Raw genomic sequence first — 14,250 nt, 5'->3', positions numbered from 1 at the left:
TAACTTAGCATAATATCATTTTCAATACAGAAAATAAAGCAATATACTATACTAAAGGAATGTTAAATGACTAAAGAGAATTCTCCGTGCAATTTCGAAGAATGTGGATTTAACTATACTCTAGCATTAATTAATGGAAAATATAAAATGAGTATTTTATACTGCTTATTTCGCTATGAAATCGTGCGTTATAATGAACTCAAACGCTTTTTAAGCTCCATATCTTTTAAAACTTTAACCAATACCTTAAGAGAACTAGAAAACGATGGTTTAATTATCAGAAAAGAATACGCTCAAATTCCACCCAAGGTAGAATATAGCTTATCCAAACGCGGACAAAGTTTAATTCCTATCTTACAAGCAATGTGCGATTGGGAAGAAGAAAATAAAAAATTACAAGGAAAATAAATGATAAAAACTATAAAAATTTTAGCATTTTTAGCCATTTTTGCATTTGCTTTAAGTATTGCTTTATGCTTTTATTTATTTTTTGATTATTTTATAGAAGAAAGAAATATTATTATTTTGACATTGATTTTTATAAGTATGATTTGTGGAATTTTACTCTATTTTTTAAGTATTATTTTGCTTTCTTTCAAGCTTAAAAGCATAAGCTTTGCTTTAATTTTTTTAGGATTTTTATTTTGTGTTTTAGCAAGTTTTGGTTTTTATCAATGTTATATAGAATATAATAATTTTTTATTTTCACAAACAAAAGGAAAATTAGCATTTTATTTTTGTGCATTTTTTACCACTCTTGCTTTTATTTTAGGCTATTTTCATTTTAAAACAATGGCTAAAATTAGTTCTTGGAACGAGTTTTTATTTGTATATAAATTTTTTATGGTGGCTTTGATTGTAAGTTATTTTAACGCCTTTTTTGGCTTTTTTATGTTGGGCGCTAGTGCGATTTTGCTTTTCATTTCTTGGTATAAATTCAAGACTCTTAAAGAGTCTTGAATTTACTCATCTCTCATATCAATGACATAGCGAAATTTAGCCTTTCCTGAGGTTAGATTTTCATAAGCTTTATCGATTTCTTGTGGGATAATAAGCTCGGTTTCTGGATAAATTCCGTGTTTTAAAGAAAAATCAAGCATTTCTTGAGTTTCAGCAATACCACCAATTAACGAGCCATAAACCTTTTTACCTGCCTTATGTACAAAGGTTATCACGCTGATACTTGGAGCAACTTCGTGAGGTGGCAAACCCACTATCGCCATTTCACCGCCAAATTTAAGCAAATCCATATAAGCACTAGGATCATAAGGAGTTGGGATGGTAGAGATGATAAGATCAAAGCGTTCTTTTACAGCATTTTTATCTGTGCTTGTATAAAAAGAACTCACGCCCATAGCCAAAGCATCGGCTTTTTTGTTTTCATTTCTAGCAAAAACGCTAACCTTTGCACCCATTTTAACAGCATATTTAACCGCCATCATACCAAGTCCGCCAAATCCCGCTACTGCTACGCTTGAGCCTTCTTTGATATTTGAAAATTTAAGCGGAGAATAAGTGGTAATTCCTGCACAAAGCAAAGGCGCGACTTTTTCCATCGGTGCATCTTTTGGCACACAAACGGCAAATTTTTCACTTACAACTATGTTGTTTGAGTAGCCCCCATAAGTGTTTTCATTGCCATGAAATACATCACAACTATTGTAAGTAAAGATGGTTTTGCCATTTTCGCAAAACTGCTCTTGTGAGCGTTTGCAAGCATCGCACTCACCGCATGAATTTACCATACAACCAACCCCTGCGTAATCTCCTACTTTAAATTTACTCACATTTTTACCCACAGCGATAACTTCTCCTGCTATCTCATGCCCAGGCACGCAAGGATAAGTAGCTTCTTCCCACTCGCTTCTTGCGGTGTGAATATCGCTATGACAAATGCCTGCATATAGGATTTTAATCAAAATATCATTATCGCCAATAGCATGGCGGCTAAATTCAAAGGGTGTAAATTTCGCATCCTTGCTAAGCATTGCATAGCCTTTACTTGCGATGCGATTGTTTTCTAAAATTTTGTATTGCATTTTTGCTCCTTTTTTGATTTTTTTATAATTATAAAACATTAGAGTAGCTATAAGTCAAGAGTGAAAATAATTTTTTAAAAATTAGTATAAATGCTATAATTATAAAATTTAATTTCACTTTGGGGTAAAAATGCAAAATTTGTATTCAGAAGATGATACTAGAGTAAAATTTATAGATGCAAAGCTTTATGATAGTTCTTGGAATGAAGAAAATATAAAAAGAAATTATTATTTTACAGATGGTAGAAAGCTTTTAGGTGGTAAAAGAGCACAAAGAAAATTTGCAGATTATTTGCTTAGATATGAAGGAAACAACCTTGCTATAATAGAAGCTAAAAAATTTAGTAAAGATCCTTTAGATGGTTTATCTCAAGGCATAGAATATGCAAAAATTTTAAATGTGCCTTTTGTATATAGTAGCAATGGAGAAAAAATTTATGAATACGATATAAGAAATCATAGTGGTAAATATATAGATAAATTCCCAAGTCCTAAAGAGCTTTTTGATAGGATTTATGGCAATGTCAAAGAATGGCAATACAAGCTTTTAACCCAAAATGTTATGTATATACCGCAAAAAGAATTAAGATATTATCAAAAAATAGCAATAGATAAAGTCATAGAAGCCATTATAAATAACAAAAATAGAATTTTACTCACTCTTGCTACAGGCACAGGAAAAACAACCATAGCTTTTAATTTGTGCTATCGTTTGTTAGAGGCAAGATGGAATAAAGAAAACAAAGATCAAAAGCCTAAAATACTATTTTTATGTGATAGAGTGAGCTTAAGAGATCAAGCCTTAGGAGAATTTAATCCTATAGAAAGTGATTGTAAGGCAATTAGTGCTGAAGAAATAAAGAAAAATGATGGAAAAATCATAACAAATGCAAATATTTTCTTTGGAATTTATCAAAGCTTAGCCGCAAATTCAAAAGAACAAGAAAACATCCAAGAAGAACAAGAGAGCAAATTTTATCTTCAATACCCAAAAGATTTTTTTGATCTTATCATCATAGATGAGTGCCACAGAGGTGGAGCAAACGAAGAAGGAAGCTGGAGAGCTGTGCTTGAGTATTTTTCTTATGCGACTCAGCTTGGTTTAACCGCTACTCCAAAAAAAGAAGAAAATATAGACACTTATGAGTATTTTGGTGAGAGTGTTTATGATTATAGTCTTAAAAGTGGTATTGAAGATGGATTTTTAACCCCTTATAAAGTCAAACTCATAAAAACAACTTTGAGTGATGGTTATACTTACAATCCTGATGATTTGATACAAGGTGAGCTTGAAAAAGGCTTTTATAAACAAAGTGAGTTTGAAAGAAATATCTTTTTACCAAACTATAATGACTTTATCGCTAAGAAAATTTTAGAGCTTATAAATCCTATGGATAAAACCATAATTTTTTGTGTAAATCAAGCTCATGCAAATGAAGTAAAAAGAGCTATAGATAAATATAAAAGTGTTAAAAGAGATGATTATTGTGTAAGAGTTACGAGTGATGAAGGTAAAATAGGGCTTGATTATCTAAAATTGTTTCAAGATAATGATAAAAGCTATCCTGTCATACTTACTAGCTCTAAAATGCTTACAACTGGAGTTGATGCAAAAAATGTGCGAAATATAGTATTGCTAGCAAATATAGGTTCTATGGTGGAATTTAAGCAAATCATCGGGCGTGGCACTAGGGTTTATGAAGGCAAAGACTTTTTTACCATACTTGATTTTGTCGGTGCGACTAAGCTTTTTTATGATCCAAAATGGGATGGTGAAAAAATAGAAGAATTAAAAGAGCAAGATGAAAAAGAAAAAATCACTAAAGAGCATATAAAACAAACAAAAGAAGAAAGCAAAGAAAAAAAGAGCGTAACCATACACTTAAAAGGCACAAAACTTAAGGTTTTAGATATCACAACTACTTATGTAGGAGCACAAGGTAAGCCACTTAGCACTAAGGAGTTTTTGGAATTTTTGATAGGAAAGCTTGGTGAGTATTATGATGATGAAGCAAAATTGCGTGAAATTTGGAGTGATCAAAAAAATAGAGAAAGATTTTTAAAAGCCCTTGCAAATGATGGAGTAGATGAAAATGCTTTAAAAGATCTAAGAGAAATTTTTCAAAAAGATTGTGATATATACGATGTTTTAGCACATTTAAGCTTTAATGCCGAGATAAAAACAAGGCAAGAGCGTGTTTTACAAGTAGAAAATGGTGAGTTTTTAAAACGCTTTCAAAAAGAAAAGGCTATAAAATTTATAGAATTTTTACTAAATAGATATCAAGAATACGGCATAAAAGATTTTGATGATGGCTTAAAACCACTTATAGAACTTAGTTCTTTGGGTAATGTAAGAGAATTGGCCGATGAATTTGGTGGCTTAGAAATTCTAAAACAAAGCTTTGATGATTTACAAAGGGAGATTTATGCGAGGTAAAAAATGAAAATTTTAAAATTTAATGAAATAAATTTTGGCTCTTATAAAAATTTTAAATGGGGTAATAATCTTGAAGAATTTAAAACAATTAATATTTTTTATGGTAGAAATTATTCAGGTAAAACTACACTTTCAAGGATAGCTAGAAGTTTTGAGCTTAAAAAACATAATGAAGATTTTTTGGATGGAAATTTTAAAATAAAATTAGAAGATGGTAATTTTTTAACCCAAAATGATGTTATAAAATCTAATCTAGATATTAGGGTTTATAATAGTGATTTTGTAAAGGAAAACTTAAATTATTTATATGATAAAAAAGGAAATATAAAAGGTTTTAAAAGCATAGGGGAGGAGCAAAAAAATATAAAAGAAATAATTGAAAAAAGAGAAGAAATTTTAGCAAAAAGAAATGAGAAGTTAAAAAACATACAAATAAATCAAGATGATATTTCTAAAAAACAACAAGATAAAATAAAAACTTTAAATGAAAATCTTACAAATAAAGCTAAAGTTATAAAAAGTAGTTCAAATTTGACAAAACAAGGTAATGACTATAATAAGAAAAATTTAGAAAAAGATTTAATTGTAATTAAAAATGATGTAAATATCTATATTCTTAACGATGAAACACAAAATAAACTTGTAAAAATCTTAGAAGACAAAGAAAAGCAAAATATAAATTTTACAATTAATTTTAATAAAAATAATTTTCAAAATATTTTAAAACATTCATCAGAAATTCTTGAAAAAAAAATTATCATTAAAGAAAATTTAACAAGCGAATTAAGACAATGGCTAGAAGAAGGTTTAAAATTTCATAAAGAGCATTCATCTACACAGCAATGTAAATTTTGCAACAACCCATTAACACTAGAAAGAATAGTTTGGATTGAAAATAACATAAAAGATGATAGTGGAGAAAAAGAAAAAATTGAAAAAGAATTAAAATATTTATTAGATAATTTTGAAAATTATAAATTAGAATTAAAAAATTTATTACAAGATGTTAAAAATGAAAATTTTTATTCTAATTATAAAGATAGTTTTATTGCCCTAAAAGAACAACTAGGAGTAAGTATTGCGAATTATAATAAAGAGATATTGAAAATAGAGAAAAAAATAAAAGAAAAACAAAAAGATGTTTTTACTCCCATAAAGTTAGAAAATATTAATGATTTTTCAAATGAGATATTTTTAACATTAAACCAAATTGAAAATTTATGCAAAGAAAATGATGAATACACAGAAAAATTATTAGCAAATCAAAATGAAGCAAGAGAAAGATTAAGACTGAATGAAGTAGCAAAGTTTGCTAAAGATAGCGATTATCTTGCCAAACAAGATGAAGTTGAAATTCTACAACAAAATATAAATATTTTAGAGGAAAGTATTAAAACACAAGACAACAAAATAAACCTTTTAAATAAAAGAATAGAAAATTATAAGACAAAGCTTAGTAATCTAGAAACTTCTACAAGCAATATAAATAAATATTTAAAATCATATTTTGGACACAATCTATTAGAATTAAAAGCAAAAAAAGATGATAATGGGCAATTAAATGGAGAATTTGAAATTTTAAGAAATGGCAAGCAAGCTAAGAATTTAAGTGAGGGTGAGTGTAGTTTAATTGCTTTTTGTTATTTTGTGGCAAGTTTAAAAGATGCAAACACCAAAGATAAAAATCCTATAATATGGATAGATGATCCTATCTCTAGCCTTGATAATAATCATATATTTTTTATATTTTCTGTGATAGAGAATGAAATAGTAAGAAAAAATTCTTTTGAGCAATTTTTTATATCTACGCATAATTTAGATTTTTTAAAATATATAAAAAGATTAAAGAAAAGCAAATCCAAACAAAGCAAAAATGATGAAAAAGAGTATGATTTTCCACAATACTATTTTATTGAAAAAAGTGTCAAAGAAAGTATGGAAACAAGTGAAGTTAAAAAATTACCTAAATGTTTAGAGAAATATACAACAGAATTTAATTATCTTTTTGAACAAATTTATAAGTTTAAAAATATTGATGGTATAAATGATGAAGATTTAAAAATTTCTCTTGTTTATAATTTTGGAAATAATTTAAGAAAATTTCTTGAGATTTATTTATTTTTTAAATATCCAAATAATTTTGAGAGTTTAGATAAAGAATTAATCGAAAGATTTTTTAATGATACATATCAAAGTGATAGGATTGATGAAAATCATCAAAAAATGGTAGCAAGTATTATAAATAGGTATCAAAATGAATACTCACATTTAAGAGAGATACTTAGCAGAGGAATGCAACCTATTGATATAGAAGAAAGCAAAAAAATAGCTAAATTTATTTTAGAAACAATAAAACAAAATGATAAACAACAATATAAAGCGTTAGTTAAAAGTATAGGTAAATAAATAGAAAAAGGCAATACAATGACAAATTTACCGCAGGGTTGGGAAGTTAAAAAGCTTGGTGAAATAGGTGAAATTGTTACGGGTTCAACACCTAGTAAAAGTAATTTAGATTTTTATGGAAAAGATTATCCATTTTTTAAGCCGAGTGATTTCGAGCAAGGGTATTTTTTAGAAAATGCTGGGGATAATCTATCAAAACTAGGCTTTGATAAAGCTAGACAGCTTCCGCCTAAAACAATCCTTGTAGTTTGTATAGGTTCTTTGGGTAAAGTAGCATTAACTAGAGTTATTGGGAGTTGCAATCAGCAAATAAATGCAATTATCCCTCACAAAAATATAATTGCCGAGTATATTTATTATTATTGCATATCTTCTAAATTTCAATCTATATTATTTTCAAAAGCACCCCAAACAACTTTAGCTATTTTAAATAAGACTGAATTTTCTAAACTTGAAATTATTTATCCAAAAGACATAAAAGAGCAAGAAAGGATAGTGGGAATTTTAGATGAGAGTTTTGCAAAGATAGATGAGAGTATAAAAATCTTAGAGCAGAATTTGCTAAATTTAGATGAGTTAATGCAAAGCGCCTTGCAAAAAGCTTTCAATCCATTAAAAGACAATGCTAAAGAAAACTATAAACTCCCACAAGGCTGGAAATGGAAAAGCTTAGGGGAAATTTGCGAAATTTTAGGCGGTGGTACTCCAGATACAAAAAATCCTATTTTTTGGTATTCAAGCCAAGCAGATGAAGTGCAATTTGAAAAAAGCTATTATTGGGCTACTCTTGTAGATACAAAACAAAAATATTTGTATGGAACAAAAAGGAAAATTACGCAAAAAGGATTGGATTGTAGTAATGCAATTTTATTACCTATAAATTCTGTAATTTTCTCATCTCGTGCATCAATTGGAGAGATAAGTATTGCGAAGGTAGAAACCGCGACAAATCAAGGTTATAAGAATTTTATTTGCGATGAAAGTATATTGTATTATGAATTTTTATATTTTGCATTAAAACATTTTACTAAAGAAATAGAATTGTTAGCACAAGGCACAACTTATAAAGAAGTAAGTAAAGCAAAGATAAAAGATTTTAAAATCCCCCTACCCCCACTCAAAGAGCAAGAGCAAATCACAAAGCATTTAGATTTTATCTTTGAAAAGGCAAAGGCTTTAAAAGAGCTTTACACTAAAGAACTAAAAGATTATGAAGAACTTAAGCAATCCTTACTTGATAAAGCTTTTAAGGGAGAATTATAATGTTAAAAAATTTGCCAAATTTTAACACATTGGCTTGATATGTTAAAAATTTTTGATTTTTTTAACATATTGCAGTTCAAAAACAAAAATATACAAAAATAAAACTAGACTTTGATAAAATTATTTTAAAGGTTTTAAGGGAAGAAAATGCAAAACAAAATCGATAAAATCACAGATATTTTAAGAAGAGATGATGGTATAAGCGGTGCTATGCATTATACAGAGCAGATTGGCTGGATACTTTTTTTAAAATTTTTAGATGATTATGAGACAAATTTAAAAGATTTAGCGTTTTTAGATGGCAAAGATTATAAAAGCATTTTGCAAGAAAAATTTAGCTGGAGTGTTTGGGCAGCACCTAAAAAAGATGGCAAACTTGATGTAAAAAATGCTTTAAGTGGATCGGATTTGCTTGAATTTGTAAATAAAGAGCTTTTTCCTTATCTTAAAAATTTTAAAAATAATGATGATTTTAAAAGTATAGAGTATAAAATCGGTGGAATTTTTGAATTTATAGACAATCGCATAGCAAATGGACATACTTTAAGAGAAGTGATAAATATCATTGATGAGATTAGTTTTAATAAAGAAGATGAAGTATTTGCCTTAGGTGAAGTTTATGAAAAACTTTTAAAAGATATGGGTAGCGATGGTGGAAATAGTGGAGAATTTTACACCCCTCGTCCTTTGATAAAGGCTATGGTGGAAGTAATAGATCCTAAACCAAAAGAAAGAATTTATGATCCTTCTTGTGGTAGTTGTGGATTTTTAGTTGAGAGTTTTTTACATATTTTATATAAAGACAGAACCAAAGGCAAAAAAGCAAATTTAAGCGTAGAAGAGCTTGAATTTTTAAAAAATGATGCTCTTTTTGGTAAAGAAAAAACTCCTCTTAGCTATGCAATGGGCGTTATGAATATGATATTACATGAAATTTCAAGTCCAAATATCATAAAAACAAACACTTTAAGTAAAAAAATCACAGATATAACAGAACAAGAAAAATACGAAGTAATCCTTGCAAATCCACCTTTTGGAGGTAAAGAAAAAGAACAAATTCAAGAAAATTTTCCTATAAAATCAAACGCTACTGAACTTTTGTTTTTGCAACACATTTTAAGATCTTTAAAAAACAATGGAAGATGTGCGATCATCGTGCCTGAAGGTGTACTTTTTCAAAATTCAAATGCCTTTGTGAGTGTAAAAAAAGATTTACTAGATGATTTTAATTTAGAATGCGTTTTGAGTTTGCCAAGTGGGGTATTTTTGCCTTATAGTGCTGTTAAGACTAATGTGCTTTTTTTCTCTAAAGGTAAAAAATGTATTTGTGAAGGCGATGGAGTTTATTACTACGAGCTTATACCACCTTATAAACTTACTAAAAATAAGCCTTTAGAATACACACATTTTAAAGAATTTCTAAAGTGCTACAAAGAAAGAAAAATCACTGCTAATTCTTGGCTTGTTAGCAAAAAAGAGCTTGAAGAAAGAAATTATGATTTAAGTGCTAAAAATCCAAATGTAAAAGAAGAAAAAATCCTAAAAACTAGTGAAGAGATTTTAAATTCTTTAGAAGAAAATCTAAAAATACAACAAGAATATCTAAATGAGCTTAAAAGCATACTAAAATGATTGCAAGTTTTTTGATAAAAACTAATTTACAAATAACTTCTAAGCTCAATTTACAATAAATATTTATTGCTTGCATTCTACTTTTTAATATCATCAAGCAAATTTAGGGCATTTAAAGCCTTTGGATAGCCAATATATGGAATAAGAGCTGCAATGATATTTAGCAAATCTTTTCTACTTTGCCCCATGTTAAGATTGCCTTGTATGTGAGCTTTTACTTGATTGTCTAGCCCACCAAGTGAGATAAGATATACAAGGGTTAAAAGCTCCCTAGTTTTTAGATCAAGTCCCATGCGTGTATAGTAATCTCCAAAACAATTCGCACTCAAAAAATCATTTATAAAAGCTTTATCTTCTGGGGTAGATTCTATCATTTTAGTGATATTAGCTTCACCAAAAATAGCATTTTGTATTTCCCTGCCTTTTATTTTGCGATTTTCTTGCGTAGTAGTGCCTTGTGGAGTTAAAACTAAGGCGATATTTAGTTTTTTAAACACTTTATTGCAAAGGCTTAAAAAATCACATACTCTAGCAAAACCCACATAAGGCGTAGCTTGATAAATCACTTCTTTAATGACAATAGGACTTATATCGTTCTTGATTGCACCTTGAAGTAAAGCTTTAAACTCTATTTTTCCACCCACTGCTAAAGTAGAAGCAAGGGCGATTAAAAAATATTTTTGTGTATCCAAATTTGCTTTTACAAAACTCTCTCCAAAAGTAAAATTTATGTGATTGATAAAATACTCTTTATCACTTGCAAAAAGTTGATCCTTTTTTACTCCTAAGAGTTTTTCAAAAATTTCTCTTGCTTTTTGTCTTAATTGCATGGTTTTATCCTTTGTAGTTTTTAAAGTTTATAAAAAAAGAGCATTTAAAATACTCCAAAAACATAAAAGTTTTTATAAAAATTTTTGTGTTTTATTTACAAATTTCTCTACTCTCTTGCTTCTTTTAAGGCATTTTCATATTCTTCATCGCTTACAAGCTCAAGCCATTCTACATTTTTACCCTCTTTTTCGCCTGTAAGTGCTATGTGTGCTCCACTACTTGTATTAGTTGCACCATGAAAATGCTTTACTCCTATAGGACAGCTTATGACATCGCCTTTTTTAGCTATAAAGGCTTTTTGGCCTGGAACTTTTGTGATGATTTCACCCTCTGTTACGATTAAGGTTTGTCCTTGAGGATGAGTATGCCACGCACTTCTAGCACTGGCTTCAAATTCAACCAAAGCCCCGCTAAAATTTCTCCACTCATTTGATTTAAACATCATAGAAACTTTTACATTTTTGCTAAAAAATTACTATCGCCTTTAAAACTTCCATGAATTCCTGCTTTTTCTAATTCTTGCATTTTACCTCCTTTTTTAGTATTATAAAACATGAGAGCTACTCTAAGTCAATAAAAATTTAAAATCTTAATTTCATTTTTTCTATCCTACTTCTTACAAAAATCATGATAATTCCTAAAATCAACAAAACAATAGTATTTACGATAATATAACGCGTATCACTCAAAGAAATCACAAGTCCACAAATAGCAGTTCCGGTGCTTAATCCTATATTGGCCACGCTTATAAAAAGTCCATTGCTAAAATTAGCAGCCTTTGGAAAGGGATAACTTATCATAAAATGCGTGCCGTTATTCATCACACCTGCTAAAATTCCTAATATAAAGGCAAATATTATAAGTATAATTTCACTATAAAAACTAAAAAGTAAAATATAAAATCCTATCATAATTAAAGGTGTTAAAATCAAAGTAAAATTTGCGTTTTTAACAAGGGTCTTTCCGGCTATATAATTGCCTATAATATTTGAAAAACCATAAATAGCCAATACAATACTAATTAAAGTAAAATTCATCTTTCCTACACTATGTAAGAAATCAGAAAAATAAGAGTAAAAACCCCAAATTCCAGCATTTATACAAATAACACAAAGTACTCTAATCCATAAAAGCGAGTATCTTAAAATAAGCAATTGCCAAAATTCACCCACAAAAGCGGAAGTTAACGAGCTTAAGATAAACACAGCTAAACAAATAAGCATAAGTTTTTTAGGATTGAAATTTGCACAAAGCAGCGGGACAATAGGGGCGCAAAAAGTTATCACGAGTGCAAAAATACTCACACACCAACCCGCATCTGAAATACTTACACTGAAATTTTGAGAAACAATAGGAATTATACCCATCATCCCTAGTTCTGTGCTCAAAATCCCAAATACCCCTAAACAAAATACTAGAATAATTTGAGCATTTGAAGCTTTATTTAAATTTTTCATTTTATCCTTTCAATTAATATTTTTAAAAGTATAAAAGATGAGAGTAGGTCTAAGTCAATAACCTAAAATAAAAATATTTATCTATATTAAATAAAATCTTTAGAAAAATCTAAAACTTCAAAATAAGCATTTAAAAGAAATAAAAGATGCCTTAAAAGCATAAGGCATCTTTTATTTATAGGCTTATTACTCCAATGCGTGTGTTTTCATAGCAAGAATTAAGCACTATGTCTATCATAGCACTAGCATAATCACTATAGCTGATTTTACTCAAACAAATGTTTAAAATAAAATTTTTATTTTTATTTGTTATGATTATTTTAGGCGTGGCTATATCTTTTGGAATTTTTATTAATTTAATTTAAGGAAATAAAATGCAAAAATTTTTAACCATCATTTCAGCAATCAATGATGAAAGTAGGATTTTGATTTTGCATCATCTTTTAAGATACAAAGAACTTTGTGTTTGTGATCTACAAGAGCTCTTAAACATGGGTCAATCAAGACTTTCAAGACATTTAAAAATTTTAAAAGATGCGGGTTTTTTGTATGTAAGGCGTCAAGGAACTTGGGCGTATTATGGGATTAATAATGAGCTTTTAAAGCTGCATTTAGATCTTTTTGAAAATATCAAAAATTTAGAGCTTAAAAATGCTATTAAAAAAAATGAAAATATTATTACCCAAATTTGCCCTTAATATAAAATCAACCCTTAAACTTATGCAATTTATCACAAGGTTGATAGTCCTTGCTTTCTGGATTAAACCCATCGACTTCATTTGCAAGCATTTCTTCATAAATTTTTATCTTTTTGCTTAAAACTTTTTCACTTTCTTTTAATGTTTTAATCTGGTTTTGTAATTTTTTCTTTGTTTGCTTTAACATCTCTTGTCTTTCTTTAGCAGTTTTTATACCCAAAGAGCAAAGTTTTATATAATGTTTGACTTGTTCTATTGGCATACCTGAAATTCTAAGCCATTCTATCCATTTTACCCATTCTATATCGCTTTTTGAAAAATATTTCACACTATTTTCATCTTTTTGAACAAAAGGAAACAAACTTTTTTAGCCCAAAATCTTAAAGTATGAGCACTAATTTTTGTTTCTTTTTCTACTTTTTTTATAGTATAAGCCATATTTTCTCCTTTATTTAAGATAAAAATAAAAATTTATTTTATTTTTTTGTGATAAAATAATAGCCAAATTATTAGTTTTATGCTAAAAATAACAAAGATTAAAAGGAAAATAATGAATAGTATTAAAATCAAACTTTCCCTCATTGCAAATTTAATTGCAATTTTTGCCTTAATTGTTCTAGGTATTGTAAGTTTTTATTTTACAAAAACCTCACTATATGAAAGCACTCTTAAAAATCAAACTGACCTACTTAAAGTCACACAATCTACCGTTGAAGATTTCCGTTCCACAAATCAATCTTTTACTAGAGCTTTAGAAAAAGATATCGCGAACTTACCTTATCAATCTTTAATCACTGAAGAAAATATTATTAACAATGTTGGTCCAATATTGAAATATTATCGTCATAGTATAAATGCACTAAATGTTTATTTAGGTTTAAACAATGGAAAAGTTTTACTTAGTCAAAAATCTAATGATGCAAAAATGCCTGAATTACGTGATGATTTAGATATAAAGACAAAAGATTGGTATCAAGAAGCTTTAAAAACAAATGATATTTTTGTTACACCAGCATATTTAGATACAGTTTTAAAACAATATGTAATAACGTATTCTAAAGCTATTTATAAAGATGGTAAAATCATAGGGGTACTGGGTGTCGATATACCATCAGAAGATTTGCAAAATTTAGTTGCAAAAACCCCTGGAAATACTTTTTTATTTGATCAAAAAAATAAAATATTTGCAGCAACCAATAAAGAATTATTAAATCCATCCATTGATCATTCTCCTGTTTTAAATGCATATAAAGCTCATGGTGATAACAACTTCTTCTCTTATAAGTTAAATAATGAAGAAAGACTTGGAGCTTGTACTAAAGTCTTTGCTTATACAGCTTGTATTACCGAAAGCGCTGATATTATAAATAAACCTATTTATAAAGCTGCATTTATTCAAGCCATTGTTGTCATTATTGTAGTAGTATTTAGCGTCATCCTCCTTTATTTCATCGTATCAAAATACCTCTCTCCACTTGCAGCTA

The 14,250-nt window shown here is 28.5% G+C and carries 11 protein-coding genes and 3 pseudogenes; 8 read left to right on the top strand and 6 right to left on the bottom strand.

Translation table 11 applies throughout. The annotated features are described in order from the left end of the window. Window positions 1-66 precede the first annotated feature (66 nt). Both FBF10_RS07255 and FBF10_RS07250 read left to right on the top strand, forming a co-directional pair. Entirely contained in the window at window positions 67-408 is a 342-nt protein-coding gene (locus tag FBF10_RS07255; RefSeq protein WP_002860673.1) for a helix-turn-helix domain-containing protein, read from the top strand. Next, window positions 409-960: a hypothetical protein gene (locus FBF10_RS07250; protein ID WP_002873046.1), complete on the top strand. Its 552-nt coding sequence runs from the start codon at window positions 409-411 to the stop codon at window positions 958-960. It abuts the gene before it with no gap. Between the two features lie 2 nt (window positions 961-962). Here the strand turns inward: FBF10_RS07250 and FBF10_RS07245 are convergent, their stop codons facing one another. Continuing rightward, a complete protein-coding gene (locus tag FBF10_RS07245) occupies window positions 963-2,039 on the bottom strand; it encodes an NAD(P)-dependent alcohol dehydrogenase (RefSeq protein ID WP_165433907.1) in 1,077 nt (358 codons plus the stop codon). A 130-nt stretch (window positions 2,040-2,169) separates the two neighbouring features. On the opposite strand from FBF10_RS07245, the gene FBF10_RS07240 reads away from it, so the two are divergent. From FBF10_RS07240 to FBF10_RS07225, 4 genes are all read left to right on the top strand, one after another. After that, window positions 2,170-4,479, top strand: coding sequence for a type I restriction endonuclease subunit R (locus tag FBF10_RS07240; protein WP_020247169.1), 2,310 nt, complete (start codon window positions 2,170-2,172; stop codon window positions 4,477-4,479). Between the two features lie 3 nt (window positions 4,480-4,482). Further along, window positions 4,483-6,885 (top strand): AAA family ATPase, encoded by a 2,403-nt coding sequence (locus FBF10_RS07235; protein ID WP_052789881.1) that lies wholly within the window; start codon window positions 4,483-4,485, stop codon window positions 6,883-6,885. 18 nt (window positions 6,886-6,903) lie between these two features. Beyond that, window positions 6,904-8,148 (top strand): restriction endonuclease subunit S, encoded by a 1,245-nt coding sequence (locus tag FBF10_RS07230; protein ID WP_020247170.1) that lies wholly within the window; start codon window positions 6,904-6,906, stop codon window positions 8,146-8,148. Between the two features lie 147 nt (window positions 8,149-8,295). Further along, window positions 8,296-9,780, top strand: a complete 1,485-nt coding sequence (locus FBF10_RS07225; protein WP_002909060.1) for a class I SAM-dependent DNA methyltransferase — start codon at window positions 8,296-8,298, stop codon at window positions 9,778-9,780. Between the two features lie 77 nt (window positions 9,781-9,857). Here the strand turns inward: FBF10_RS07225 and FBF10_RS07220 are convergent, their stop codons facing one another. From FBF10_RS07220 to FBF10_RS07205, 4 genes and pseudogenes are all read right to left on the bottom strand, one after another. Further along, a complete protein-coding gene (locus FBF10_RS07220; RefSeq protein WP_052789880.1) occupies window positions 9,858-10,610 on the bottom strand; it encodes a carboxymuconolactone decarboxylase family protein in 753 nt (250 codons plus the stop codon). 107 nt (window positions 10,611-10,717) lie between these two features. Then, window positions 10,718-11,136: pseudogene (locus FBF10_RS07215) on the bottom strand (cupin domain-containing protein). Between the two features lie 56 nt (window positions 11,137-11,192). Next, entirely contained in the window at window positions 11,193-12,068 is an 876-nt protein-coding gene (locus FBF10_RS07210; protein WP_052789879.1) for an MFS transporter, read from the bottom strand. A gap of 175 nt (window positions 12,069-12,243) precedes the next feature. Further along, window positions 12,244-12,339: pseudogene (locus FBF10_RS07205) on the bottom strand (NAD(P)-dependent oxidoreductase); the annotation flags it as partial. 103 nt (window positions 12,340-12,442) lie between these two features. Here FBF10_RS07205 and FBF10_RS07200 point away from each other — a divergent pair. Then, window positions 12,443-12,766: a metalloregulator ArsR/SmtB family transcription factor gene (locus FBF10_RS07200; RefSeq protein ID WP_020247134.1), complete on the top strand. Its 324-nt coding sequence runs from the start codon at window positions 12,443-12,445 to the stop codon at window positions 12,764-12,766. Between the two features lie 7 nt (window positions 12,767-12,773). On the opposite strand, the pseudogene FBF10_RS07195 reads toward FBF10_RS07200, so the two are convergent. Continuing rightward, window positions 12,774-13,204 (bottom strand): annotated as a pseudogene (locus FBF10_RS07195) (MerR family transcriptional regulator). A gap of 79 nt (window positions 13,205-13,283) precedes the next feature. Between FBF10_RS07195 and FBF10_RS07190 the strand changes: the two are divergent. Next, window positions 13,284-14,250: cache domain-containing protein (locus FBF10_RS07190; RefSeq protein ID WP_172671602.1), on the top strand; the 967-nt coding region annotated here is incomplete at its 3' end.

This window comes from Campylobacter sp. CFSAN093249 (genome assembly GCF_011067895.1).
GTDB classification, from domain to species: Bacteria; Campylobacterota; Campylobacteria; order Campylobacterales; family Campylobacteraceae; genus Campylobacter_D; species Campylobacter_D jejuni.
This window is presented reverse-complemented; position numbering and strand designations above follow the sequence as displayed.